This window comes from Bacillus sp. A1 (assembly GCF_042296235.1).
Lineage (GTDB): Bacteria > Bacillota > Bacilli > Bacillales > Bacillaceae > Bacillus > Bacillus velezensis.
Genome location: NZ_CP141181.1, coordinates 1,893,914 through 1,916,653, shown reverse-complemented (window position 1 = coordinate 1,916,653; position 22,740 = coordinate 1,893,914). Strand labels below are relative to the sequence as shown.

Annotated in this window: 32 protein-coding genes; 10 read left to right on the top strand and 22 right to left on the bottom strand. The window is 42.9% G+C overall.

The features are described from left to right. Positions 1-27: 27 nt before the first annotated feature. The 7 genes from U2H13_RS09480 to acnA all read right to left on the bottom strand — a co-directional run bounded on the left by U2H13_RS09480 (position 28) and on the right by acnA (position 4,824). Complete coding sequence (locus U2H13_RS09480; protein WP_007410319.1) at positions 28-327, bottom strand: hypothetical protein; 300 nt, start codon at positions 325-327, stop codon at positions 28-30. A 15-nt stretch (positions 328-342) separates the two neighbouring features. Next, a complete protein-coding gene (locus U2H13_RS09475; protein WP_003153973.1) occupies positions 343-759 on the bottom strand; it encodes a YbgC/FadM family acyl-CoA thioesterase in 417 nt (138 codons plus the stop codon). A gap of 86 nt (positions 760-845) precedes the next feature. Beyond that, on the bottom strand, positions 846-1,088 hold the full coding sequence (gene tlp, locus U2H13_RS09470; protein ID WP_021493415.1) for a small acid-soluble spore protein Tlp: 243 nt from the start codon (positions 1,086-1,088) through the stop codon (positions 846-848). A 24-nt stretch (positions 1,089-1,112) separates the two neighbouring features. After that, complete coding sequence (locus tag U2H13_RS09465; RefSeq protein WP_003153977.1) at positions 1,113-1,259, bottom strand: acid-soluble spore protein N; 147 nt, start codon at positions 1,257-1,259, stop codon at positions 1,113-1,115. Between the two features lie 63 nt (positions 1,260-1,322). Then, entirely contained in the window at positions 1,323-1,448 is a 126-nt protein-coding gene (locus U2H13_RS09460; RefSeq protein ID WP_012117651.1) for an FbpB family small basic protein, read from the bottom strand. A gap of 78 nt (positions 1,449-1,526) precedes the next feature. Then, the gene (locus tag U2H13_RS09455; RefSeq protein ID WP_014418022.1) at positions 1,527-2,036 is read right to left on the bottom strand and encodes a redoxin domain-containing protein; all 510 of its coding nucleotides are present in this window, start codon (positions 2,034-2,036) and stop codon (positions 1,527-1,529) included. A gap of 61 nt (positions 2,037-2,097) precedes the next feature. After that, positions 2,098-4,824 (bottom strand): aconitate hydratase AcnA, encoded by a 2,727-nt coding sequence (gene acnA, locus U2H13_RS09450; RefSeq protein WP_017417878.1) that lies wholly within the window; start codon positions 4,822-4,824, stop codon positions 2,098-2,100. A gap of 231 nt (positions 4,825-5,055) precedes the next feature. On the opposite strand from acnA, the gene sspO reads away from it, so the two are divergent. From sspO to U2H13_RS09430, 4 genes are all read left to right on the top strand, one after another. Further along, positions 5,056-5,202, top strand: coding sequence for an acid-soluble spore protein SspO (sspO, locus tag U2H13_RS09445; RefSeq protein ID WP_003153982.1), 147 nt, complete (start codon positions 5,056-5,058; stop codon positions 5,200-5,202). Positions 5,203-5,231: 29 nt separating this feature from the next. Next, positions 5,232-5,378, top strand: coding sequence for a small acid-soluble spore protein P (locus U2H13_RS09440; RefSeq protein WP_003153984.1), 147 nt, complete (start codon positions 5,232-5,234; stop codon positions 5,376-5,378). 94 nt (positions 5,379-5,472) lie between these two features. Next, positions 5,473-5,844, top strand: coding sequence for an Hsp20/alpha crystallin family protein (locus tag U2H13_RS09435; protein ID WP_007410324.1), 372 nt, complete (start codon positions 5,473-5,475; stop codon positions 5,842-5,844). 233 nt (positions 5,845-6,077) lie between these two features. Continuing rightward, positions 6,078-6,506, top strand: coding sequence for a DUF2621 domain-containing protein (locus U2H13_RS09430; protein WP_007410325.1), 429 nt, complete (start codon positions 6,078-6,080; stop codon positions 6,504-6,506). A gap of 27 nt (positions 6,507-6,533) precedes the next feature. On the opposite strand, the gene U2H13_RS09425 is transcribed toward U2H13_RS09430, so the two are convergent. The 3 genes from U2H13_RS09425 to U2H13_RS09415 all read right to left on the bottom strand — a co-directional run bounded on the left by U2H13_RS09425 (position 6,534) and on the right by U2H13_RS09415 (position 8,252). Continuing rightward, positions 6,534-7,025 carry a CcdC family protein gene (locus U2H13_RS09425; protein ID WP_007611735.1) on the bottom strand — a complete coding sequence of 164 codons (492 nt, stop codon included), beginning with the start codon at positions 7,023-7,025 and terminating at the stop codon, positions 6,534-6,536. A 79-nt stretch (positions 7,026-7,104) separates the two neighbouring features. Then, on the bottom strand, positions 7,105-7,467 hold the full coding sequence (locus U2H13_RS09420; RefSeq protein WP_007410327.1) for a response regulator: 363 nt from the start codon (positions 7,465-7,467) through the stop codon (positions 7,105-7,107). A gap of 77 nt (positions 7,468-7,544) precedes the next feature. Next, positions 7,545-8,252 carry a cytochrome c biogenesis protein CcdA gene (locus tag U2H13_RS09415; protein WP_088056486.1) on the bottom strand — a complete coding sequence of 236 codons (708 nt, stop codon included), beginning with the start codon at positions 8,250-8,252 and terminating at the stop codon, positions 7,545-7,547. 201 nt (positions 8,253-8,453) lie between these two features. Here U2H13_RS09415 and U2H13_RS09410 point away from each other — a divergent pair, with 201 nt between their 5' ends. After that, a complete protein-coding gene (locus U2H13_RS09410; protein WP_012117647.1) occupies positions 8,454-8,627 on the top strand; it encodes an aspartyl-phosphate phosphatase Spo0E family protein in 174 nt (57 codons plus the stop codon). Positions 8,628-8,700: 73 nt separating this feature from the next. On the opposite strand, the gene U2H13_RS09405 is transcribed toward U2H13_RS09410, so the two are convergent. The 6 genes from U2H13_RS09405 to yneA form a co-directional block, all read right to left on the bottom strand. Beyond that, entirely contained in the window at positions 8,701-8,919 is a 219-nt protein-coding gene (locus tag U2H13_RS09405) for a YneF family protein (RefSeq protein WP_003153994.1), read from the bottom strand. 85 nt (positions 8,920-9,004) lie between these two features. Next, a complete protein-coding gene (gene sirA, locus U2H13_RS09400) occupies positions 9,005-9,451 on the bottom strand; it encodes a sporulation inhibitor of replication protein SirA (RefSeq protein WP_014418019.1) in 447 nt (148 codons plus the stop codon). Positions 9,452-9,602: 151 nt separating this feature from the next. Further along, positions 9,603-11,606, bottom strand: a complete 2,004-nt coding sequence (tkt, locus tag U2H13_RS09395; RefSeq protein ID WP_014418018.1) for a transketolase — start codon at positions 11,604-11,606, stop codon at positions 9,603-9,605. 166 nt (positions 11,607-11,772) lie between these two features. After that, entirely contained in the window at positions 11,773-12,006 is a 234-nt protein-coding gene (locus U2H13_RS09390) for a DUF896 domain-containing protein (protein WP_003153997.1), read from the bottom strand. Between the two features lie 68 nt (positions 12,007-12,074). After that, on the bottom strand, positions 12,075-12,725 hold the full coding sequence (locus U2H13_RS09385; protein ID WP_021493418.1) for a recombinase family protein: 651 nt from the start codon (positions 12,723-12,725) through the stop codon (positions 12,075-12,077). Positions 12,726-12,740: 15 nt separating this feature from the next. Next, on the bottom strand, positions 12,741-13,052 hold the full coding sequence (gene yneA / locus U2H13_RS09380; protein WP_003154001.1) for a cell division suppressor protein YneA: 312 nt from the start codon (positions 13,050-13,052) through the stop codon (positions 12,741-12,743). A gap of 156 nt (positions 13,053-13,208) precedes the next feature. On the opposite strand from yneA, the gene lexA reads away from it, so the two are divergent. After that, positions 13,209-13,829, top strand: a complete 621-nt coding sequence (lexA, locus tag U2H13_RS09375) for a transcriptional repressor LexA (RefSeq protein WP_007611720.1) — start codon at positions 13,209-13,211, stop codon at positions 13,827-13,829. A 338-nt stretch (positions 13,830-14,167) separates the two neighbouring features. Here the strand turns inward: lexA and U2H13_RS09370 are convergent, their stop codons facing one another. After that, a complete protein-coding gene (locus U2H13_RS09370) occupies positions 14,168-14,596 on the bottom strand; it encodes a hypothetical protein (RefSeq protein WP_014418016.1) in 429 nt (142 codons plus the stop codon). Between the two features lie 153 nt (positions 14,597-14,749). Between U2H13_RS09370 and U2H13_RS09365 the strand changes: the two genes are divergently transcribed. Next, entirely contained in the window at positions 14,750-15,199 is a 450-nt protein-coding gene (locus tag U2H13_RS09365) for a YndM family protein (protein WP_017417873.1), read from the top strand. A 27-nt stretch (positions 15,200-15,226) separates the two neighbouring features. Here U2H13_RS09365 and U2H13_RS09360 read toward each other — a convergent pair whose 3' ends face one another. From U2H13_RS09360 to U2H13_RS09345, 4 genes are all read right to left on the bottom strand, one after another. Then, on the bottom strand, positions 15,227-16,057 hold the full coding sequence (locus U2H13_RS09360; RefSeq protein WP_014418014.1) for a prohibitin family protein: 831 nt from the start codon (positions 16,055-16,057) through the stop codon (positions 15,227-15,229). Beyond that, positions 16,044-16,193, bottom strand: a complete 150-nt coding sequence (locus U2H13_RS09355) for a hypothetical protein (protein ID WP_014418013.1) — start codon at positions 16,191-16,193, stop codon at positions 16,044-16,046. Before U2H13_RS09355 ends, U2H13_RS09360 begins: the two co-directional genes overlap by 14 nt. Before the next feature lie 105 nt (positions 16,194-16,298). Then, positions 16,299-17,123: a poly-gamma-glutamate hydrolase family protein gene (locus U2H13_RS09350; RefSeq protein ID WP_022553288.1), complete on the bottom strand. Its 825-nt coding sequence runs from the start codon at positions 17,121-17,123 to the stop codon at positions 16,299-16,301. A 308-nt stretch (positions 17,124-17,431) separates the two neighbouring features. Further along, the gene (locus tag U2H13_RS09345) at positions 17,432-17,866 is read right to left on the bottom strand and encodes a dUTP diphosphatase (protein WP_154817687.1); all 435 of its coding nucleotides are present in this window, start codon (positions 17,864-17,866) and stop codon (positions 17,432-17,434) included. A gap of 378 nt (positions 17,867-18,244) precedes the next feature. On the opposite strand from U2H13_RS09345, the gene U2H13_RS09340 reads away from it, so the two are divergent. From U2H13_RS09340 to U2H13_RS09330, 3 genes are all read left to right on the top strand, one after another. Beyond that, positions 18,245-20,662 carry a peptidase G2 autoproteolytic cleavage domain-containing protein gene (locus U2H13_RS09340; RefSeq protein WP_154817685.1) on the top strand — a complete coding sequence of 806 codons (2,418 nt, stop codon included), beginning with the start codon at positions 18,245-18,247 and terminating at the stop codon, positions 20,660-20,662. Positions 20,663-20,830: 168 nt separating this feature from the next. Continuing rightward, positions 20,831-20,968: a hypothetical protein gene (locus U2H13_RS09335; RefSeq protein WP_376700782.1), complete on the top strand. Its 138-nt coding sequence runs from the start codon at positions 20,831-20,833 to the stop codon at positions 20,966-20,968. 300 nt (positions 20,969-21,268) lie between these two features. After that, complete coding sequence (locus U2H13_RS09330; RefSeq protein ID WP_007611706.1) at positions 21,269-21,805, top strand: hypothetical protein; 537 nt, start codon at positions 21,269-21,271, stop codon at positions 21,803-21,805. 356 nt (positions 21,806-22,161) lie between these two features. On the opposite strand, the gene U2H13_RS09325 is transcribed toward U2H13_RS09330, so the two are convergent. Continuing rightward, the gene (locus U2H13_RS09325; protein WP_014418009.1) at positions 22,162-22,701 is read right to left on the bottom strand and encodes a GNAT family N-acetyltransferase; all 540 of its coding nucleotides are present in this window, start codon (positions 22,699-22,701) and stop codon (positions 22,162-22,164) included. Positions 22,702-22,740 lie beyond the last annotated feature (39 nt).

Here is a 22,740-nt window from a genome sequence, read left to right as displayed (position 1 = left end):
AGAACGCAGCGGATGCGTTCTTTTTTTTTACAGCCTGAACCTTTTGAGATGATCAGTCAGATGTTCTTTTTCTAATATGCTTCTTTGCGTATCACCGAGCAGGTCAAAGTGGGGAAATTCATTTTTATGGTGAATCCACTCCGGCTTCAGCCCGTACTCCGCTCCCCATCTGATCAGTTTATTGAGATCGCTTGAACCGGCCTTCGTCACGGTCTTAGCCTCCGGAAAGCGGTCGTCCAGCCAGTAATGCGTTAAAAAAGCGATTTTCCCTTCCGATACATCCCGCTTCCATCTTTCCAGTTCCTTACGCGTAATTCCAAATGCCATAACTGCAGCCGCTCCTTATTTTTTTGCCTTTTCGTAAGCGGCATGCCAATCAGGAAAAGCCTTGCGAAACTGAATCGGTTTGAAGCTCTCTTTATCAACGCATATATGAGAGGATGTCGCTTTGATGGCAAGTTCTTGATCCGGATTATAGATGTGGTAGCCGTAAACGGTTTTAAATCCGTTATATTCTTCAATCCAAGTATGTACGACAGCCGTTTCTCCGTAGCGGAGCGGCTTTTTATAAGAAATGCTGATATCCAATACAGGGGACAGCACACCTCTATCTTCCATATCCTTGTAAAGGAATCCGAGTTCCTTAATCAGCGCCGTTCTGCCGACCTCCATCCAGACTAAGTAATTGGCATGATAGACGATGCCCATTTGATCTGTTTCCGCATAACGCACTTCTATTTCTTTTTTTGACACATGCAACGTTCTCTGCTCCCTTATTATCAGATTAGCCCCATTTTATCACAACGAGCCGGAAAGAGAAAAAAACCAGGTTTCCCTGGTTTTTATTATGATTGATAGCCGTTTTCTCTTGCAGCCGATTCATCCTGGATTTCACTGCGGAACGATTCAATGCTTTCATTGCGTCTGGCATTCTTCTCTTGAATGCGCTGTCTTTCCTCATCTGTCGCAAATTCCATTGATTCTTTGGCTTCTTCTATATTTTCAATTGTATTCTGCACCATATCCTGCAGCTTTTCAACGTTATCGGAACGGTCATCCGGATTCGGTTTTTGATAATTGTTTGTCATAATGTCTGCTCTCCTTTGATGATGTTATTCGCCTTTCGTCTGCATGACAATCGGATGTCCGTTTGACTTGTCATGAAACTTTTCCCCTTTGTTGCGTTTATATTTAACGGGTTTTGTCCCTAAGTGGCTCGGAGCGTATTGCGGCTGGCCGTCTTTCTTGTTTATGCCCATGTTCATCCCTCCTTAAGAGTATATTTTGCAAAAGGAGGTGCAAACATGACTGCAAATTAAAGGTTATTTTTGTTTGAACCGCTGCTCCAGCTTTTCTTCAAGCTGATTCAAATATTCCGTATTGGTCATCAGCTCACGTTTATTTTCCATAACCAATTCATGAAAAGAACGTTTTCGCATTTTTTTCAATCTTCTCACCTCCGTGTTTTCATTCATTTTTTCCAATTTTTCAAAACCTAAGCCCTTCACAATAAAAAAACTGAACCTCTATTTGAGATCCAGTTTTTCTTTCATTTCTTTTTTTGTCATCGTGCCTACGCGAATGTGCTGAATGGTTCCTTTTTCGTCTAATATGTATGTTGTCGGATAAGAAAGCACGTTGAAATCTCCGTTAATTCCGCTTTTGTCAATCAGAATAGGAAATGTCAGCTGATAATGATCAGCAAATGATTTCACAGCCTGTATATTTTTTTCAGAGGACGTAAAATTAACGGCTGCTACCGCAATATCAGGATATTCTTTCTGCAGCTCCTGCATATCGGGCATTTCCATTCGGCACGGCTTGCACCACGTCGCCCAGAAATTGAGGAGCACTTTTTTTCCTTTATAATCAGAAAGGGAGATGCTTTTTCCTGACAATGTATCAAGTGTAAAGTCAGGGGCTTTCATCCCTTCTTCTGTCCCTTCTTTCGGACTTTTTTGTACAGAATAAATGTTCCAGCCCGCATACACTAACAACCCGATAAGTAATATTCCGCCCAGCCATTTCGCAAGCATCTCAAGGCCTCCCGCATAAAAAGAGAGAAAGCAGACTGCTTTCTCTCCTTTGTTCATTCTGCTACTGTTTCATTTTATCGCGAAGCACCATTTGTAAAATGCCGCCGTGGCGATAGTAATCAATTTCCACTTCACTGTCAAAACGGACAACAACTTCAAATGTTTTTACCGTACCGTCTTCACTGATTGCTCTGACAGTCAGCAAGTCGCGCGGACGTACAGATTCATCAACATCCACCTCGATGACTTCCTTACCGGTTAAGCCGAGTGTATCCGCGTTTTCACCCTGTTTGAACTGAAGCGGCAGCACACCCATGAAGACGAGGTTGCTTCTGTGAATTCTTTCAAAGCTTTCGGCAATGACTGTTCTGATGCCGAGCAGGTTTGTTCCTTTTGCAGCCCAGTCACGTGAAGAGCCCATTCCGTAATCTTTTCCGGCCAGGACGACAAGACCCGTTTTATCTTCTTTATACCGCATGCAGGCATCATAAATAGATGTCACTTTCCCGGTAGGCCAATGTGTTGTGTATCCGCCTTCTGTACCCGGTGCGATTTGGTTTTTAATGCGGATATTGGCGAATGTTCCTCTCATCATGACTTCATGGTTTCCGCGGCGTGAGCCGTAAGAGTTAAAGTCACGAGGAGAAACGCCTTTTTCCTGCAGGTATTTGCCCGCCGGTGTGTCTTTTCCGATCGCTCCGGCCGGAGAAATGTGGTCAGTCGTCACGGAATCGCCGAATTTGCCGACAACGCGAAGTCCTCTTAAAGGCTCAACTTTTCCCGGCTCTACAGACATTTCCTCAAAGAACGGCGGGTTTTGAATGTAAGTGGAATCCTGATCCCACTTATACAGCGCTTCATCCGTCGTTTCGATTTCGTTCCAGCGCTGGTTGTCGTCAAATACCGTTTCATACTCTTTGCGGAATAATTCCGGCGTAACAGTCTGTTTGACGAGAGAATTGATTTCATCCATGGACGGCCAGATGTCATCGAAATAAACATTTTGTCCGTCATTTCCGACACCGATCGGATCCGTTTTCAGGTTGATATTCACAGTGCCTGCTAATGCGTATGCGACAACAAGCGGAGGTGACGCAAGGTAGTTTCCTTTGACAAGCGGATGGATCCGGCCTTCAAAGTTTCTGTTACCCGACAAGACAGAAGTGATCAAGAGATCATTTTTAGCAACCGCTTCTTCAATCTCTGGAGAAAGCGGGCCGGAGTTCCCGATACATGTCGTACAGCCATACCCTACGAGGTTAAAGCCGAGCTCCTTCATGTAAGGAAGCAGGCCTGAGTTGACTAAGTATCCAGTAACAACCTTAGACCCCGGTGCAAGTGACGTTTTAACATAATTCGGCACTTTCAAGCCTAATTCTACCGCTTTTTTGGCTACCAATCCGGCACCGATTAATACATAAGGGTTTGATGTATTCGTACAGCTTGTAATAGCAGCGATTGCAATCGCCCCTGTTTTCATAACCGCATCTTCGCCGCTGTTAAGTTTAAATGAAATTTCTTTGTTCTCTTCAGCAGCATCCGCTCCGAATCCTTGGTTGCCGGCCGGGCTGACAAGATGTTTTTTAAACGTTTCCTGCATAACGGAAAGCGGGATTAAATCCTGCGGACGTTTCGGTCCTGAAAGGTTCGCTTCGATTTTTGACAGATCAATTTCCACAACGTCTGTAAAAATCGGCTCTTCCGCGTCAGGCGTATAGAATAAACCATTGTTGCGGCAGTATGCTTCCACAATATCGATCTGCTCTTCTTCACGGCCGGTCAGACGCAGGTAAGAAAGTGCTTCCTCGTCAACCGGGAAGAATCCGCAAGTCGCTCCGTATTCCGGCGCCATATTGGCAATAGTCGCACGATCCGCAAGCGGAAGCTCAGCAACACCAGGACCGAAGAATTCAACAAATTTATTGACTACGCCTTTTTCGCGCAGCACTTGAGTGACTTTCAGCGCCAAGTCAGTCGCCGTCGTTCCGTTAGGCAATTTTCCGACAAGTTTCGCGCCGATGACCTCAGGAACAGGGAAATATGAAGGCTGGCCGAGCATTCCCGCTTCCGCCTCAATACCGCCGACACCCCAGCCGAGGACGCCGATTCCGTTAATCATTGTTGTATGGGAATCTGTTCCCACCAATGTATCAGGATATGTCACAAGTTCTCCGTCTTCCTCTTTCGTATGAACGACACTTGCCAAAAACTCAAGGTTTACCTGGTGAACGATACCTGTTGCAGGCGGAACAGCCTGATAATTGTTAAACGCTTTCTTTGCCCAGCTTAAAAATTTATAACGTTCTGCATTTCTTTCGAATTCTAAGTCCATATTAATGGCTAACGCGTCTTCCGTACCGGCTTTGTCGACTTGTACGGAGTGGTCAATGACCAAGTCAACCGGAATTTCAGGATTGATTTTATCAGGGTCTCCGCCGACAGAGGCCATGGCTTTTCTTAAAGATGCCAGGTCAACTACGGCCGGAACGCCGGTAAAGTCCTGTAGAATAACCCGTGACGGTTTAAACGGCACATCGATATCTTTTAATTCAGCAGTACCCCATCTTGCTAAATTTTCAACATGTTCTTTTGTAATGACACGTCCGTCTACCTGACGCAAAACAGATTCCAAAAGAACCTTAATAGAATAAGGAAGTTTTGAAACATTGCCGACCCCTGCGTCTTCCAATGCTTTTAATGAATAGTAGTTGTATGTTTTCCCATTTGAAGAAAATGTTTTTCTTGCTTGGAAAACGTCTTGTGTTGCGACTTTTTGCTGATTTGTCATTCTCCAAAATCCCCCTTCAATGATCAAGATCGTTCTTTAGATGAATGTTCACATTCCATCACAATTTTCTCACAATTTCATCTTAGTATAAAATCATACATAAGTAAATATCAATGTTTTTATTAAATACAATAAGATCGTCTTATCAGTATGATTTTCGGTAAATTTTGTCCGATTTTCCGCCTCATACAACGGGCTGTAAAGAGCCATATTAATGTTGAGGTGATGATCATGGTAAAACGGAAAGCCAATCATGTGATTAACGGCATGAATGATGCGAAAAGCCAAGGCAAAGGCGCGGGTTATATAGAAAATGACCAGCTCGTCCTGACGGAAGAAGAACGGCAGAACAATAAAAAAAGAAAAACAAACCAATAGCCGGAACACCTTAAAAAGGAGGCTTTAACATGACAAATAAAAATACGAGTAAAGATATGCATAAAAATGCTCCGAAGGGCCATAACCCCGGCCAGCCGGAACCGCTGAGCGGAAGCAAAAAAGTGAAAAACCGCAACCATACAAGACAAAAACATAATACAAGCCACGATATGTAAAACAGACCCCGGTGTCTGTTTTTTTGTGCCATTCACCCATTCAAAGCTTCTGCATACGTTATAGCAAGGCTTTTTAATATGGAGGGATGCTTCCATGAATCACTCAAAAAACGCTGAAGAATTTGATGATACGGAAGAATGGCTGCGGCAGTTTTACGAGGACCCGTATGCTTGGTATGACGAGACGCTGCCGATCGATCTATATGAAACAAGCCGTCAATATATCATTGAAGCCGACCTGACGGCGCTGAAGCAGGTGCAAGCGATAACCGTCACTCTTTCGGGAAATGAGTTTATGCTCTCTGTTAAAACGCTTGAACGGACGTTAAACAAACAAATGATGCTTCCTTTTTATCTGAACGACAAACATATTTTCACTGATTTCACCAACCATATTCTGACCGTCTCCATGAACAAGGAGCCAAATGAGACTCCTGCCTCTTTTTCCTTTCAATTTCCTCTATAACATAAAAAAGCCGCTTTCATCCCTCAATGGAAGCGGCTTTTTTGTCCGGTCATATCAGTCATATACCCTCAAAGTGAATCTCCCATGGCCAAATAGCAGAATCACTATACGATAGAATATGTTCTAGCAACCGGAATGACTGGACATCTATCATTTTTTCTATTCTTTTTTTCATGTGTTCTTCTATTCTGTCTTCGTTTACAATATGGTTAAAGTAAGGAGGAGATAGAACAATGCTGGAAGGCTGGTTTATGTGGTTTATTTTATTTTGGGTCATCGTGATGATCGGATTGCTGTCTATCGGCGGGTTTTTTATGTTTCGAAAATTTTTAAAACGCTTACCGAAAGAAGACGGCCGGTCAGAACTGGATTGGCAGGACTATTATATTGAAAAAAGCAGGCACTTATGGAATGAGGGTGACAAGGCGTTTTTGGATGAACTGGTCGCCCCCGTGCCGGAGCTCTTCCGGGATGTAGCCAAAGCGAAAATCGCCGGAAAAATCGGTGAACTTTCCTTAGCGGAGGAAGCTGAACAAATAAACCGTGATTTAATCATCAGAGGTTACATACTGGCCACTCCTAAGCGTGATCATCAATTTTTAAAAAAGCATCTCCGTGAAAAACAGATTGATCTTACTCCTTATCAAGCCCTGCTCAAATAAAAAACCTTTCCGGCGGACGGAAAGGTTTTAATTCATCTGAATATCAGCGGTCTTCAGTTCATTCGAAAGTTTGCGGTAAGACAAAAACATCGCGATGCGCCACGGGACAATCATTCCGAAAGCAAGAATCCAAAACATCCCGCTTAAAGCTCCGTAATCAATCGTCGTGCTCAAAATGGATTTCATAGCGATTCTGATAACCAGCAAACCAATCAGGATAAACACAAACGCTTTTGACCGTTTTAAATAGATCTCATTATTTTTAATCTCAAATTTAGATGTTTTAATCAGAAAAATAGAGAAGATTACGCCCAGCGTAATGGCCTCCAAAAATTCTTCGCCCGTCACTCTGAAAATCGGAAAAAGGAACATAAGCGCTCCCGTACTCATGAAAATCGGCGGGAGAATTATTTTTTTAGGTGAAGCGGGCTTGTCGGAGGATTTAATCCTGACGATCATCACGGAAATTGCCATGGCCGCTGCAATAACGGATGAAATTATAATCATCATCTTTATCATTCCTTTGCTTGCACGGAGTTTGATACTATATACTATACTCCAAAAACATAAAAAAAACCAATTTGAAAAGAGAACACGTTTACGTTCCCGTTACCCGCCCTACGGCTTCCAGCACTTTAGATGCTTCAAACGGTTTAACGATAAAGTCTTTAGCGCCTAATTCAATCGCTTCCAGAACGATCCGCTGCTGCCGCATGGCGGTGCACATGATGATCCGGGCTTTCGGGTCAAAAGCTAAAATATCCTGCAGCGCCTGTATACCGTTTTTGACCGGCATGGTAATATCCATTGTCACCAGGTCGGGACGGATTTTTTGATATACTGCCAGAGCTTCCTCACCGTCAGCCGCTTCCCCGGCCACTGTGTAATTCGCCGATTCCAGAATCTCTCTGATTTTCACCCTCATGAACTTGGCGTCATCTACAACTAAAACTCGTGTCATATTCCCCTCCACATATTAACTAGTCTTATTGTACCAAAAACGAAAGGGTATATAATAGTTCAAAAGTTATTAATCCGTTACAGACCCGTAAATCCTCCGAAAAGATTTGACAGAACGATCAGAATGTAGCTCATCCAGTTAAAAAACAGCATAACCCCGATCAGAATCATAAGAATGCCGCCGATTTTCATGATAAGCAGCTGATGCTTGCGAATCCAATTCATTCTGGTAATAAAAAATGAAAGAACAAGAAAAGGAATCGCAAATCCGAGAACATATAAAAACATATACGGCACTGCTGAAGAAGGATTTGTATTGGCCAGCGAAAATACCGCTCCTAAAATGGGCCCGCTGCACGGCGACCAGCCGGCTGCAAACGCAAGACCGATCAGAACCGAACCGATAAACCCCTCCGGACGGCGCTTAAAGTGAATGCGCCGCTCTTTCATCATGAATTTCGGCTGAAACACACCGGCAGTAATCAGCCCGAAAAGGATCAGCATGATAGCGCCAAACTGGCGGATCGCTTCATGATATTGGGTGAAAAAACTGCCGATAAATGAAGTTCCATATCCCAATGCGATAAAAATCACGGAGAAACCAAGCAAAAAACAAAGTGTATGCACGAGGCCGCGCTTTTGCAGCATCACCTTTTCTGTTTTCACCTCGTCCATACTGACACCAGTTATGTAAGATAAAAAGGCGGGGTACAACGGCAGACAGCATGGAGAAATGAAAGACAGAAATCCGGCCCCAAACGTCAGAAAGTAATTAAAACTCACGATGACACACTCCCTTCGAGTTATGACAAAATCATTTCATTTTTTTAACACTTTCCCGAGAAGGATTACTTTTTATAGAAAAAGCTTATATAATTTAATTTGACATCGAGATATTATACTCCTTCTTATTTGAAAAACAGTATAAATGTGGATATAATAATAGCGACTCAGGTGAAAGATTTATGTATGAAAGGATATATCCCTGTGATTAGAGAGCATCTATTAAATGAAATTGAAAAAAAACGGGCAGAGCTGCTTAAAATCGTCATGACAAACGGAATGACATCAAACATTACGATAGAACTCAGCCAGGAGCTTGACCACCTTCTCATACAATATCAAAAAGAACTGCACACCGGCAGTTGGGGTGAAACATGACGCCAAAATAAAAAACCCTCTCCGGGTTTTTTATTTTTATAACCATGTATCTCTATATCATAATCTGTACGTATTATTTCGCTTGATTATTCATGGCTTTCATCATTTGATTAATTTTCTTTTGAGAAGGTTTCATTCCCATTTGCATCATCATCATGCGTAACATTTGTTCATTAATAGGCGGATTCTTTTTCAAATAGCTCATCATATATTTACGAGCAATAAAAAACCCGAGTGCAACACCTATGAGCAATGCGACAACGCCCACTAGGATGCCAACCCATAAAGTCATTTTATTTCCTCCTTCATGTTGTCTAGTTTAAAGTGTACTAAACCAAAGGCTATTATACAACATTTACATCTCTTTTTCCTCGTTTTTAGACAAAATTTCTTTCTCTGACCGGATTTAACCACCCGTAGCGCCGTGTCTTGAAATCCATTGCAAGAAAACAGGGGCTGATTTTACGCAGAATCTCAAAGAAAATCGTTTCCGCCTCATAATCTCCCGAAGCTGCAATCTCAATTAAACTGTCTTTCATCATGAAGGTGGCGCAACCCTTTTCTCCGGGCAGTGTAAGCCGGTAAATGGAATCCAAACGGCTGTAACTCATTCGGTTTAAATGCAGCTGGAGACGCTGATGCATATGTATCACCGGAATCGGTTCCGTTATATATTGAACTTGCTTTTCTGTCATTTGATATTCCTGGGGTGTCAGATCTGTCCAATGATAGTCTCGAAACAACTCAAACATAGCCGTTTCCCGCCCGAAGTAGTGGTTCGCAAACTCATCCTTTATCAGGTGCGTATAGTAATGACGTTCCATTTCCTCATCCCCTTTTACAGCGCTTCGTTATTGCTTTCTATTATACAAAAGGAGAAAAGAAAGAATTGTCTATTACTGTTGCGCCGCCCCTTCTATTTTTGTCGCATAAACAGGAAAAAGAGGATGATTTGACTCATCCTCTTTTGTCTCGTTATTTGTTTAAAAGTTTTTTCACGCGGTCAACCACGTTTTCTGCAGTAAACCCGTATTCTTTCATAATTGTTTCTCCCGGAGCTGAAGCACCGAAACGGTCAATTGCGAGAACGTCTCCTTCAAGACCGGTAAATTTGCCCCATCCGAAGCTTGAACCCATTTCGATCGCAAGACGTTTCGTCACATTCGGAGGAAGCACGCTGTTTTTGTACTCGGCCGATTGTTTTTCAAAGCGGTCCCAGCTCGGCATGCTGACTACAGATACGTGAATGTTTTCTTCAGCCAGTTTCGCTTGAGCTTCGATCGCAAGTCCGACTTCAGAACCTGTCGCTAAAAGAAGAGCGGCCGGTGATTCTGTTTGGGCTTTGGAAACGATATAAGCCCCTTTATCCACGCCCGCATACGCTTCTTCAGCCTGCTGATCAATCGTCGGCAGGTTTTGGCGTGTCAATACAAGAGCTGTCGGATGATCTTGGCTTTGAACGGCAACCTTCCATGCAGCTGCGGTTTCATTTCCGTCAGCAGGTCTGATCACAGAAAGGTTAGGAAGTGCGCGTAAAGAAGCAAGCTGCTCAATCGGTTCGTGAGTCGGCCCGTCCTCTCCTACGGCAATACTGTCATGTGTGAATACATAAGTGACGGGAAGACCCATCAATGACGCCAGACGAATGGCAGGTCTTAAATAATCAGAGAACACAAAGAATGTGCCGCCGAATACGCGGAGGCCGCCGTGAAGCGCCATTCCGTTTAATGCAGCGCCCATCGCAAATTCACGGACACCGAACCAGAAGTTTTTCCCGGCGTAGTCTTTTGCCGTGAAGTCTCCTCCATTTTTGATTGTCGTTTTATTTGAACCCGCAAGGTCAGCAGATCCCCCGACAAAGAAAGGAATTTTCTTGGCGATCCCGTTCAGCACCTCACCTGAAGATGCACGGGAAGCAAGGCTGCTGCCTTTTTCATAAACGGGAACTTCCTGATCCCAGTCTTTAGGAAGCTCGCCTTTCATGCCGAGTGACAGCTGTTCAGCAAGCTCAGGATATTTTTCTTTATAAGCCGCGAACAGTTCATTCCATTCCTGTTCTTTTTTCGAGCCGGCTTCTTTTACAGCTTGATTGAAATGCCCGTATACTTCTTCCGGAACATAAAAATCTTCTTCAAACGTCCAAGCATACGCTTCTTTTGTCAGCTTGCTCTCTTCTTGTCCTAACGGAGCGCCGTGAACGCCGGATGTGCCCGCGCGGTTTGGAGAACCGAAACCGATTGTCGTTTTCACTTCGATCAATGTCGGTTTTTTATCATTCTGGCGCGCTTTTTCAATTGCAGCCGTCAATTCAGCGATGTTGTTTCCGTCCTCAACATAAAGAACTTCCCAGTTCATTGCTTCAAAACGCTGCTTTACATTTTCAGAGAAAGAACGGTCTAAATCGCCGTCTAAGGAAATGTCATTAGAATCGTATAATACGATCAGACGGCCTAATTCAAGATGGCCTGCAAGAGAAGCTGCTTCGGAAGAAATGCCTTCCATTAAATCGCCGTCTCCGCAAATACTGTATGTATAATGATCAACTACGTTGAATGAATCACGGTTATATGTCTCAGCCAGATGGCGTTCTGCAATTGCCATTCCCACTGCCATTGCAATACCCTGTCCAAGCGGTCCGGTCGTAGCGTCTACTCCGGCTGTGTGCCCGAACTCCGGATGTCCCGGTGTTTTGCTTCCCCATTGACGGAACTGTTTCAAGTCTTCAATGCTGAGGTCATATCCGCTTAAATGCAGCATGCTGTATAAAAGCATTGAACCGTGGCCTGCTGATAAAACAAAGCGGTCGCGGTTAAACCAGCCCGGATTCTGCGGATTTACATTCATAAATTTCGTCCACAATGTATATGCCATCGGAGCGGCTCCCATCGGCATGCCCGGATGTCCGGAATTCGCTTTTTCAATTGCGTCTATAGATAGTGTACGAATGGTGGCAACTGATTTCTTTTCAATTGTATCCATTATAATCCCCTTCCTTATTGTTGTACCTTTTCATCATAAAGCGATGCTGACTTTTTCTCAACTCTTTCAGCTTAAATTTGAGATAAACTTGTTGAAAATTGTCGTAAAGCACATCCTGATATTAGTATATACGAAAAAAGAATACGTATTGCCGTATTCTTTCTGTTTAATGAAGATTATTTTTCTGTTGTTCTCTTTTTAATTTTTCAGGGGTGACATCGTTGCCTTCCGGATCAATCACTTTTACGCTCTTTAACGTATTTTTCATTGAGGAGCGGAATCCTTTCAAATATTCCTGGCGAAGCTTTTGCTGTTCAGCTTTTTCCTCATCCGTTATTGTGTTTGATTTAGCTTTTTGAGCCAATTCGTTAATTCTTGCGATTTTTTCTTTAGAAATCATAATAAGCTCCTTTGGTGCGTGTTGATTATATACTACTAAAACGCAGTCTTTTTTACAACTGATGCGCGTCAGCTGCCTTCTGTGTCTGCGGTATATTCCTGAAACCGCCGGTGAACCGTGGCTTTGGACACATCATAGCCGAATCCTCTTAAGGTCGCTGCGATTTCTGCAAAGGTAAGCTTGTTGGCTCTCAGCCTGATAATTTCCGAAACCGGAACCTCTTTTTTTTCTTTTCCGCTGTTTTCATGCCTGTTTTTCAGATTCCGTTCAGGTTTGTAACCGTTTTTCACGGCTCTTTTCATTCCCCGCCGGATTTTCATATTGTGAATTTTCCTTTGATATTCCTCAACAATACTGACGATTTCAAGTACCATCGTATCAGCTTCGGAAAGCTCCAGTTCACCTTTATGAGCCGTCGTATATATCTTTACGTTCTCCCTGTAAATGCAATGCAAAAGCGCAATCTTGGCGTTTCCTCTTCCCAATCTCGTTTCGTCCTGCACCAATATCGCGTCAATATGTGATTTTTTAATTTCATCAAGCATTTCAAATACTCCGTCGCGGTCCATTTCGTAACCGCTGGCTTTCTCAGAAATGACTTTCACGACTTCCATGCCGTTTGCAGCAGCGATCTCACTGAGCTCCTCTTCCTGTCTTTTTAATGACGTTTGCTGCTGTTCTTTGTTTGTGCTTACGCGGGCATAAATGAGCGCCTTCATTTCTCTCTTTCCTCTCTAATTGACAATGGCCAGCTGATATACGGCCGGATGCTTCTTCTTAACCGGAAGAATAAGTTCGTCTCCGGGCTTTATATCAGCAGTTTGGAGATGGTTATTCTCCGTCACCCACTCAATGAAATCTTCTTTATTAATGTGTTTCTTTTCTGCTACATGATCCGCAAGTGACCAGAGTGTATCGCCGTCCTGAACCTTTATTTTAACATATTGGCTGAGGGACTGATCATTTCCCGCACATGAGACAAGTAAAATAGCGGCACTTAAAATCGCAGTAAACAGTCCGACAAATATGATAGATTCTTTCGCCATGTAAACAACCTCCAATAAGAATGTTTGTTCGCTTTTTATACCTTTCAGTATATACGAACAAACGTTTCTGTCAATCGTTTTTTTCGAACCTATGTTTGTACTGTCAGGAAAATCATGCTATAATCTACTTAAAATCGACGTTTTGAGGTGCGAAATATGACGAAGCTATCAAAAAGGCAGCTTGATATCCTGCGTTTTATTAAAGAAGAGGTAAAAACGAAAGGATATCCGCCTTCTGTAAGAGAGATAGGAGAAGCAGTAGGACTGGCTTCCAGTTCAACCGTGCACGGCCATTTGGCGCGGCTGGAGACAAAAGGCCTGATCAGACGGGACCCTACTAAACCGAGAGCGATTGAGGTATTGGATGAAGAAGAAGTCCAAATTCCGAAAAGCCAGGTCGTAAACGTTCCGGTCATCGGGAAAGTGACGGCGGGTATTCCGATTACGGCTGTTGAAAATATCGACGAGTATTTTCCGCTTCCTGACCGGATGGTTCCTCCGGGCGAACATGTCTTTATGTTAGAAATCATGGGAGAAAGTATGATTGACGCCGGCATTTTTGACAAAGATTACGTCATCGTCAAACAGCAGAACACGGCCAATAACGGAGAAATCGTCGTAGCTATGACCGAAGATGATGAAGCGACGGTTAAGCGCTTCTATAAAGAAGACAATTATGTGCGGCTGCAGCCGGAAAATCCGACGATGGAGCCGATTATCCTGCAAAACGTAAGCATTTTGGGGAAAGTTATCGGCGTATTCAGAGCCGTACATTAATTCTATTAAACTTCATTTATCGTAAAAAACCCCTTACAGAGGGGTTTTTTTGCATAAAAAAAGCAGATTCGCCCTGGCTTAAGAAACGAATCTGCTAAGGAGGAAAAACTTACATTCTTATTATCCGACATCACACTTTTGAAGTCAACTAATAATGTTTCCCTAAAGAAACTTTTCATCCATTTTTCAACTTTGTATATTTGTGCGTGATGAATTTGTTTTTGTCTATCTTTTCTTTTGGGCGGGCGATCAAAATTTATATATGAATATTTAGTACATAGTACAATAGGTTATATTTAAATATAAAAAAACCCGCTGCCTTTAGCGAGTATCTATTTTCAATCAAAATGATAATATTCTACACCGTATAACCCTTTAATATAGGCGGGGCCACAGACGTTTGAAGAACTTTCAACCAGAATTCTGTATTTGTGATACGGATCAATTGATTTTTTATCCTGGGCACTGAGGTTTAACCAGCTGCCGCTGTAGTTTTTAGAACTTAATGTATAAAAATTTCCGTTCAGCGCCATCCGCTGGAGTTTCATGCTTAAACCGCACGAAGAGTTGTTCATGATGGTGAACTTATATCCTAAAAAGTAATCGTCGGCAGCTACAGCCCCAGGATTTTCAATATGAAACTCTTTTGCATTTCCCTCCAAAGTGAAGCTTGTTTTTGATCCGAATTCAGTGGTAGCCGCTTTAGCTGAGTGTATTCCGCTAAAACATAATAAAAAAACAGCAATACAAATCCAGTATTTTTTCATTTGCATCCCCCTTTTTACATATTTTAACTTGTGAATCCTGTGATGTCTATTCACATTTTATTAAAACGTATACTTTATAACCACTATATACCAGTTTAAAAATTTGCGGATTGCTTACAATGAAGACTAAACGAAATAACGAAGGTGGTTCAAATGAAACACGTAATTGCTTTCGCTTCTAAAACGGCGCTCACACTTGCTTTACTGTACATTGTTCTGGATCTTATGTACCAAGTAACCTTTTTAAACGTTCTGTTTATTACAGTGATCTTAAGTTTAATTACTTATTTTGCGGGTGATTGCATGATTCTGCCGAGAACAAGCAATTTCACAGCCGTTGCAGCTGATTTCGGAATTTCATTCATTGTATTATGGATATTCCTTATGAACATTGGCGGATTTAATGTCTCGCCTGCCGCGGCATCGGTTATCTCTGCACTTTGCATTTCTGTTTTCGAGGCATTTTTTCACCGGTATTTGCAGCAATATGTACTTCCCGAAGATTATCAGGACACAACAGAGACGGATAGCACGCTATGGAGCTATCAAACCGAGGCGTCTGAAGAATTAGTGCCGGAAAAAGACCCTCAGGAAAAAACATAAAAAGGAGGCAATCGCCTCCTTCTCTTTTTATTTTTGCTTCTGATCGTCCAGCGGCAGCTGCAGCAGCGAGTCTGTGCCTGTCGCTTTCGGCGTTTTTCCGTCCCATTTTTCAATCCATTTATATTTGATCATTTCATCGGACATTGATTTCTTTATGATTTGGTTGTAATCAGCGATCCCTTCCGCTTCAATTTTTTTCTTTTTCGCTTCGGCTTCGGCTATTTTAATTTCAGTTTGTGTCCGTTCAAGTTCCTGTGAAGACTTCACCCTTGCATCGATAGCTTCCTGTGTGGCTTTATCCGGCTTCGGTACGCCAAGCGTGAGATCATCAATTAAAAATCCAAGACTCTTCATATCATCAGCAAATCTCTTTTGAACATCGGCAGCGGCTTCTGCAGATTTTTGCCCGTATGTGTCAATAACCGAGTATTTGCTGATTGATTTTCGCGCCGCATCCCACAGCCTTGTTTTTAAATATGTATTTTCAATCGTTTCAACGTTTACCGCGCCGAATTTGTTAAACAGATCGACTACTTTATCAGGCTGCACGACATAGTTGTAAGCGATATCCATTTCTATATTTTTACCGTCTGAGGTTGCCACTTTTATATTTTCATTATTCACTGTCTGCATACGCACCGGATATTCCGTTACTTTATTAAATAAACCGACTAAGTGCCAGCCTTGGTCCAATGTGTCGGATTTTACCCCGCCATTCGGTGAGTATACAACCCCGACATAACCGTTCGGTATTTTTTCAATGAATAGTGACGCTGTAACGCCCGCAATTAAAAGGGCTGCACCTATAATCACACCGCCGAGAATTTTTTTTGTGTTTCCGCGCTTATTTTCGCTCATGCTGATCTTCTTCCTCCCATGACTTTTTGAATTTTTTGGCTCTGCTTCCCACTTGTTTAAAGATTGGACTAAGCATCAGCCATAAACCGAATCCGATGATGACAAGAAGAATGATAGACCCGATCATCACTTTCATTTGCCCACCTCTTTTCTTTCATCCTGTCAATTATGTATACGATCTTAAGAACTTAAAGTTTCATAAATTTCAAAAGAAAAAGCCCCGCCGACAAAATAGGCGTGCTTATTCATAATTGTCACTGATAAAATCAGAAATCGTTTTTGTGAATTGATAAAAGGTCCCGTTTTGTGTGGATGCTCTGCTTTTCAGCGTAAAAGTGTCAAATAGTGATTTTCTGAAGCCGGTGCTCATTTCGATTTGAATACTCAATCCGGATGAAGATTGATTGGCAAGGTTGTTCGGACTGACGCCTGCATATTTATCATTTATGCCAAGAAGAACGGCAGGATACCCGTGCCGTTTCAGCACATCGGTCAAAAGTTCGGCCCGTTCTCTGTCTGTACCGCCGATTTTTATCTTTTTATCATCACTGCCGTAACCGTGCAATGAAATGACATTTGAGTGCTCTTTCACCATTTGCACGGCCTTAGGTTCATCGAAATGCGAACTTGTCAAATGCAGAGCCGCATTACCGGCTGATTTTAACCCTTCAAATAAATATAAACTCCGGTTTTCGGCAATTTCTCTGGCTAACTCACTGGTCCCCGGCTCTATGCCTCCGCCGTGTATAGCTAATATGAGGACAGAAGGGTTATGCTCTCGCGTTGAAATGGAAAAATCGGAAGGATTTTCATTCAGCTTTAATTCCTCGAAACTGCCGTAAATATCTGAAGCGGCATTAGCCCGAAAGAACGGCAGAAGCAAAAACGGTAAAATCAAAACTAAAATTCCTTTTTTGGTTATTGATGGCATTTGTATGTTTATGTTACAATACAAATGCTTCAGCCTTTGAAGCGAACGGCAGAACAGGGTGACTTTGGACGGTTTCTTCTGCTCTGCCTCTTTGCCAGCTGCTTTACGGTCTACTCTTCTAACCCTTTTTGCCATAACATCTTCCTTTCTTTTGTTTACACTTTTGTCACAATATTATATACGTTGGACAAAACCTCCGTTCATCTTGAAGAATAAAAACATCAAAACAACTTCTATCCTTTAACCTAAAAAAGTCTTTCTGTTCAAAGAGACGGAAGGCTTAAATATGTGCTCCCGGCATAGACGGTTACGGAGCGGCCGCTTATTTCGAAGTCAAATTCGAACGTGACGTATGATTTCCCAATTCAAGAATCCCGAAACAAATTGAATGTAACTGCTGTTTCCATAAAAAAAAGACTGCTGTTAAGCAGTCTTTTTTCGTTTTATTTCGTGCCTGTTGATCCCAGTCCGCCGCGGTCATTGTTCCCGAGCTTGTCTACTTCGATCAGCTCCACTTCAGGCATTTTCTTCATGATTCTGAATTGGCAGATCCGCTCCCCCTTGGAAATGTCGGTATCCCGAAGCGCGAGTGCAGGAAAAAACCAGAAGTCATTGTCGCCTTTATAAGATTCATCAATGACTCCCATTGAATTTGTCTGAATGATACCGAAATGCTTATATGTACTTGAACGCGGAACGACATGGGCCTCATATCCTTCCGGCAGTTCCATCGCAACTCCAAGCGGGATAAGTTTGAATTCACCTTTTTTGATTGTTATATCTTCAGCTGCCCGCAGATCAATCCAATCGCCCTGTTCAATTTTACTGATTCTCGTTTGCATATCATCTGAATATTTAATTTTGATTTGTAAAGTCATGTTCGCTGCTCCTTTTGCTTCCCTATTTCAGTCGTATTGATGACCAATCCGTGCCCCATTATACCATTTAACTGATAAGAATGTTGATTTTGGTGTATATGCAGCCGAAGAGGAAGCACTGCGAAGTCAATGAGAATAAACATAAAATGAGGGCCCCTCCTATCAGTTTTTTCCTCCATTTCACATGACAGCTTCAATTACAATAATGCAAAGCTTTATATCCGTTCTTTCAACAGAGCTTTTTTAAAATTTCACCTTGGTTTCAAAAGGAATTTCGTTCTGAATAAAGAATTTGAAGAATAAGCGCTTTAAGGGTGCGCGACTCTTTTCTGTCCCCTGCCTCAGGCGCTTATATCAAAAGAAAGAGGTGTCTTTAGAATGGTTCAATTTAAAAACTTTCCTGATCCGTCTTTAAACGCCCCATTGCAGTCTCGCCCTGCACAGCCCTCTGAATTGGAGCATCTCAAAGCAAGGATGCAGAATTTTATTAAGCATTCCGCAACGGATGATAATCTTGAGATCGCAGATGCCCGGGTGACGGCGGAAGGAATGGTCACCTCACTTTTAAAAGAACGGCTTGATACAGAATACGAAATGCTTAAGAATAAAATCACCCGGGAAGTGAATGTGGAGGACTACGGAGCGGTCCCTGACGGCCGGGACAATACGGAAGCCTTTCGGAGAGCGATCGGGAACGGCCGGGTCAAAGTAAATGTTCCCGCAGGAGAATTTTTGGTTCAAGGGATAAAACTCCCCTCATGGACTACCATTTCCGGTGAGGGACAAGGGATTACCGTGCTTAAGCTTCATGAGGACACTCCCGCATACGAATGGGTCATTACTAACGATGATTACGATAATGGAAACCGTAATATTTTTGTCCAGAACATGACTTTAGACTGGAATCCTGATCGTCAATGCGGGGTCAGGAACCCCGGAGGACAGTTTTCCAGCTGTTTAACGTTTGCTAATGTGCAATACGGCTGGATTAAGAATGTTGAAACGGTTAACGCGGGTCTCCATGGTATTGATATTACATCTCCGACTTACGATCATTTGCCTGAAACAGAATGGACGAAAGACGGCTGCCGATATATATGGATTGATAACTGTGTGGCATACGGCGCCGGAGACGACGGCATTACCACCCATTACAGCGAGTATATTTTCATTTCCAACTGCCATTCCGGAAACCCCCGCGGCACAGAGCATGCTGAGGGCAGCGCAAACTCGAACGGCATTGAAATTGACGACGGCTCTAAACATGTATGGCTTTTAAATAACTATACGAGCGGAAATATCCGCGGGATTGAGGTAAAGGCGCACAGCCTGTGGCCGGCTTCTCAAAATGTTCATATTATCGGTCATGTTTCGTATCGTGATGTACGTTCATTTGATATTCGTCATATCGGCCATCATCAGGCCTCAGACCCCGAAAGCACGACGGCTTATGATGTTACTTTAACCGATTGCACCGCGATTGAACCGGTATTCAATGCTCTCTATGACGGTGTGACCCCGAGGGCGCTGGTCATCTCTGCCTATAAAAACGTTAATGTAAACGGATTCACAGCTATTGGTGATCCCTCATACGACTATGGCGGGAATCCAGTCGTGGCTCTTCAATACCGCAGTCAAAATATTACGATTAACGGCATTAAAATACGCGGCTTTACACAAGCCGGTGTTGACATCAATATATCCGGCGGATCAAATAAAACCGATTATGTTAAAATTTCAAATTTTGATATATACAAGTCTTCTCCTAAAGGCATCTCAATCGGCGGAGGCCAATATAACGTAAATATTATGAACGGTACGATGATCGGAGACGGCGGTTCCGTCGGAATTACGTCCCCTAACAGTCAGGCCGTCATTCTCGGGGTGCAAGCGGAAGGTTACAGCGCGGCCGCATCTATAAAAGGACAGACTTATGAGCAGATCCCCGTCAATTTAAAGGGAGGCGCACAGCTCGCGACCAGCTCCGGTTTTGCATTCAACCCGACAAGCGCCGTTATTGCGGGAACAGGCGATATTACGGCCAGAGGTGACAGAAATGCGATCATCAGCTCTTCCGGAGGTTCAAGTTCTGAAGGTTCAAGGGCATTTATCGCCGCTTCAAACAATGTCCATATTACGGGCAGCAAAGTCTCCAGAACGATTCTGTCATCAGAAAGCATTACATTGGAAGAACCATACACGGTTGCCGGAGGGCATCAGTCCATCAAATGGAAACTGGATTCAGCGGGCGGCCACGGTACGTTCGCCGGAGCTGTCACCTCTTCCCTGTCAGGGTACGGAGAATATTTTGAAAGTGTAACCGGCCAGACAATTCCCGCCGGGACGATCGTCACAGTGAAAGGCGAAAAAATTGAATCGGCTCACGTCGGAGATTACATGCTCGGCGTCATTTCAGAAACAGCCGCTTTTATCTCAGGAGCGGCAAGCTTCGGATGGCAAAGCCGCTTTTTGACAAACGAGTTCGGCGGTTTCATATACGAAAATGTGACTGACGAAGAAACAGGAGAAACGGTACGCGTGCCGAAACAAAACCCAGACTGCAGTCCGGCTCTTGAAGCTGACTATGAAGCACGCGCGGCCAGAGACGAATGGCACATTGTCGGACTCAACGGCCGGCATTACGTACGGGTCGACGGTACGGTCAGCCCGGGAGATTATATCACGGCCCATAACGGAATCGGGACTAAAGCCGCGGAAGGCTGGAAGGTATTGAAACTGACGGCCTTGTACAGTTCTGAAAAAGGGTACGGCATTGCAATTGCGGTTATCAAATAGGGACTCAATATCAGGATCATCTCCTCTCTTTTCTATCGGGCGGGTATGATCCTGTTTTTTATACCGAATGAGATGCCTCTTTTTCAGCATACCGTTTCATTTGTCCAAGCCACCCATGCTTTCTGTCATAGAATACTACCGTCAGATGAAAAAAGGAGGAATATGAGTATGGATATGGGTATGGATATGAACGGACATTATGATCACCACCCAAAGCAGCCTAAACAAAAAAAGAAGAAACAAGATAAAAAGCATCTTGATTATGATTACATCGTTGTTTATAAAAGAAAATGCAAAAAAATGTAAAAAATGCTGCTAACTTGACATATCAACACTTTTTACACCCGGTAAACTCCGGGTGTTTTTCTTATTATATGGCGTTTCTCCGGGCTATTTTCACCCAAAATCCGGTCATCCTAACACAATACATAAAAAGACTCTATTATTTTCTTCCCTTTTCGCCTAATTAAAAGGTTTTCATTTACAGAAAACAACACAAATAGAATGACATGACTTTTGAGAAAATCTACTCTTTGCTTGGTCAATTTTTCTGCGATACCATGAATTTGCAGCAATTTTTAAAAATTTCCTCAGGAGGTCATAGCCATGAAAATCGCCAGAACGGTAGTCGGATCATGCTTAGCTTTATCTCTAACAATTCCTTTCACAGCCAGTGCCTCAGCAGCCAGTCAGTCTGAACACGCAAACGCGCCTCACGTTTCACCTGTTGCAAATCCGTTAGAAAGTAAATTATCCCAAACAGCAGACCAAAACGTAAAAGCAGCAGGTGTTGATGCCGGGCTGAACGTAAACGTAGATGTTCTCGGAATCTCAGATCGCATTGCTGAAGCGGTTAAGTCAGATCAAAACCGAACCGGCTGGGTAAAAAATGTTATGGAAACAACATTTTACGCATCAGGACAGAAGTACAACGTCATGGTGTTCAATTTAAATCAAGAATATGAAGACCGCTTTAACGGCGTTCAGTTTTACGGATCAGCCGTTTATGACGGCATTACTTACGGAATCTGGGTCTTCGAAGACGGGTCCTTCGATAACAAAGGGGACGGGGGCTGGATCAATTGGGCATTCAGAGGGTGGTTCGATCGTGATAATCAGCATATTGAATTCCACAGACCTTAATACGGAGAAAACTTGCGGCAGCGCCCGCAAGTTTTTATTTTGATAACGGGATACTGCACATTTTTCACCGTTATAACGACTATACTTGAAGTGCGGGCTCCGATCGCAGCCCCGGTAAAGTCTTTCAAAGTGAGGGTATGCCATGTCAAAGTCTTTAAAAATAATGTTGTGGAGCATATTGGTGTTCATCATCTTGTTAGTGATTATCGGAATCGTTTCTTTCAATCAAACTCCGTCTGCAGAAAGCGCAGCGGAAAGAATGCTTTATGGCTTCTAATCAATTTTAAAGTTCTGCAATAAGCCTTCACCGGCTTTTTTAAACCACAGAACACCTGACAAAACGACGAATTTTCAATTTATTCGTTAACGATCTCATTCAGTATAGAATATACACGTGTATCATGGAGCAGTCCGTTTTGATACATATATCTTCTCAAAATTCCTTCAGATTGAAACCCCGCCTTTATCAGTAATTGATGAGACGCTGCATTCTCAATGAAAACAACAGCGCCTATACGATGCAGCCCAAGCTTTTCAAACCCAAAAGAAAGAACATTCTCCAACGCTTCAAAAGCATAGCCATTCCTCCAATAATTCGGATGAATCTCATAACCGATCTCCGCCCGCTTATGCTTGGGCACCCAAGAGTTAAAACCAATAGTTCCGATTATTCCCTTCGCATCTTTCCTCTCGATTCCCCATCGCATTCCCTTTTTATCATGATATTGATCTTTAAACCAGCCAATCATTTTTTCAGCCTGTTCCATTGAATCAAAAGGTTCCAAACCATAATAGCGTGTTACATTTGTATTTGAAAAACAAGCAAATATTTGCTTTGTATCTTTCTTTTCAACTTCTCTAAGAATAAGTCTGTCCGTTTCTATTACAGGAAGCATTTACGGTCCCCCTTTAAAAGAAATGCGAGAAGAAAATAT

Coding starts and splice junctions, on each gene's coding strand:
- U2H13_RS09430 (WP_007410325.1), top strand. CDS start 6,078: ATGCTGGAAGGCTGGTTTATGTGGTTTATTTTATTTTGGGTCATCGTG.
- U2H13_RS09355 (WP_014418013.1), bottom strand. CDS start 16,193: ATGAAAGTGATGATCGGGTCTATCATTCTTCTTGTCATCATCGGATTC.
- U2H13_RS09465 (WP_003153977.1), bottom strand. CDS start 1,259: ATGGGCATAAACAAGAAAGACGGCCAGCCGCAATACGCTCCGAGCCAC.
- U2H13_RS09440 (WP_003153984.1), top strand. CDS start 5,232: ATGACAAATAAAAATACGAGTAAAGATATGCATAAAAATGCTCCGAAG.
- U2H13_RS09455 (WP_014418022.1), bottom strand. CDS start 2,036: ATGCTTGCGAAATGGCTGGGCGGAATATTACTTATCGGGTTGTTAGTG.
- U2H13_RS09330 (WP_007611706.1), top strand. CDS start 21,269: ATGAAAATCGCCAGAACGGTAGTCGGATCATGCTTAGCTTTATCTCTA.
- lexA (WP_007611720.1), top strand. CDS start 13,209: ATGACGAAGCTATCAAAAAGGCAGCTTGATATCCTGCGTTTTATTAAA.
- tlp (WP_021493415.1), bottom strand. CDS start 1,088: ATGACAAACAATTATCAAAAACCGAATCCGGATGACCGTTCCGATAAC.
- U2H13_RS09425 (WP_007611735.1), bottom strand. CDS start 7,025: ATGATAAAGATGATGATTATAATTTCATCCGTTATTGCAGCGGCCATG.
- U2H13_RS09360 (WP_014418014.1), bottom strand. CDS start 16,057: ATGAGCGAAAATAAGCGCGGAAACACAAAAAAAATTCTCGGCGGTGTG.
- U2H13_RS09420 (WP_007410327.1), bottom strand. CDS start 7,467: ATGACACGAGTTTTAGTTGTAGATGACGCCAAGTTCATGAGGGTGAAA.
- U2H13_RS09405 (WP_003153994.1), bottom strand. CDS start 8,919: ATGACTTTATGGGTTGGCATCCTAGTGGGCGTTGTCGCATTGCTCATA.
- U2H13_RS09370 (WP_014418016.1), bottom strand. CDS start 14,596: ATGAAAAAATACTGGATTTGTATTGCTGTTTTTTTATTATGTTTTAGC.
- U2H13_RS09340 (WP_154817685.1), top strand. CDS start 18,245: ATGGTTCAATTTAAAAACTTTCCTGATCCGTCTTTAAACGCCCCATTG.
- sirA (WP_014418019.1), bottom strand. CDS start 9,451: ATGGAACGTCATTACTATACGCACCTGATAAAGGATGAGTTTGCGAAC.
- U2H13_RS09325 (WP_014418009.1), bottom strand. CDS start 22,701: ATGCTTCCTGTAATAGAAACGGACAGACTTATTCTTAGAGAAGTTGAA.
- U2H13_RS09345 (WP_154817687.1), bottom strand. CDS start 17,866: ATGACTTTACAAATCAAAATTAAATATTCAGATGATATGCAAACGAGA.
- U2H13_RS09365 (WP_017417873.1), top strand. CDS start 14,750: ATGAAACACGTAATTGCTTTCGCTTCTAAAACGGCGCTCACACTTGCT.
- yneA (WP_003154001.1), bottom strand. CDS start 13,052: ATGGCGAAAGAATCTATCATATTTGTCGGACTGTTTACTGCGATTTTA.
- U2H13_RS09390 (WP_003153997.1), bottom strand. CDS start 12,006: ATGATTTCTAAAGAAAAAATCGCAAGAATTAACGAATTGGCTCAAAAA.
- U2H13_RS09435 (WP_007410324.1), top strand. CDS start 5,473: ATGAATCACTCAAAAAACGCTGAAGAATTTGATGATACGGAAGAATGG.
- sspO (WP_003153982.1), top strand. CDS start 5,056: ATGGTAAAACGGAAAGCCAATCATGTGATTAACGGCATGAATGATGCG.
- U2H13_RS09335 (WP_376700782.1), top strand. CDS start 20,831: ATGGATATGGGTATGGATATGAACGGACATTATGATCACCACCCAAAG.
- U2H13_RS09350 (WP_022553288.1), bottom strand. CDS start 17,123: ATGGCAAAAAGGGTTAGAAGAGTAGACCGTAAAGCAGCTGGCAAAGAG.
- U2H13_RS09480 (WP_007410319.1), bottom strand. CDS start 327: ATGGCATTTGGAATTACGCGTAAGGAACTGGAAAGATGGAAGCGGGAT.
- U2H13_RS09385 (WP_021493418.1), bottom strand. CDS start 12,725: ATGAAGGCGCTCATTTATGCCCGCGTAAGCACAAACAAAGAACAGCAG.
- acnA (WP_017417878.1), bottom strand. CDS start 4,824: ATGACAAATCAGCAAAAAGTCGCAACACAAGACGTTTTCCAAGCAAGA.
- tkt (WP_014418018.1), bottom strand. CDS start 11,606: ATGGATACAATTGAAAAGAAATCAGTTGCCACCATTCGTACACTATCT.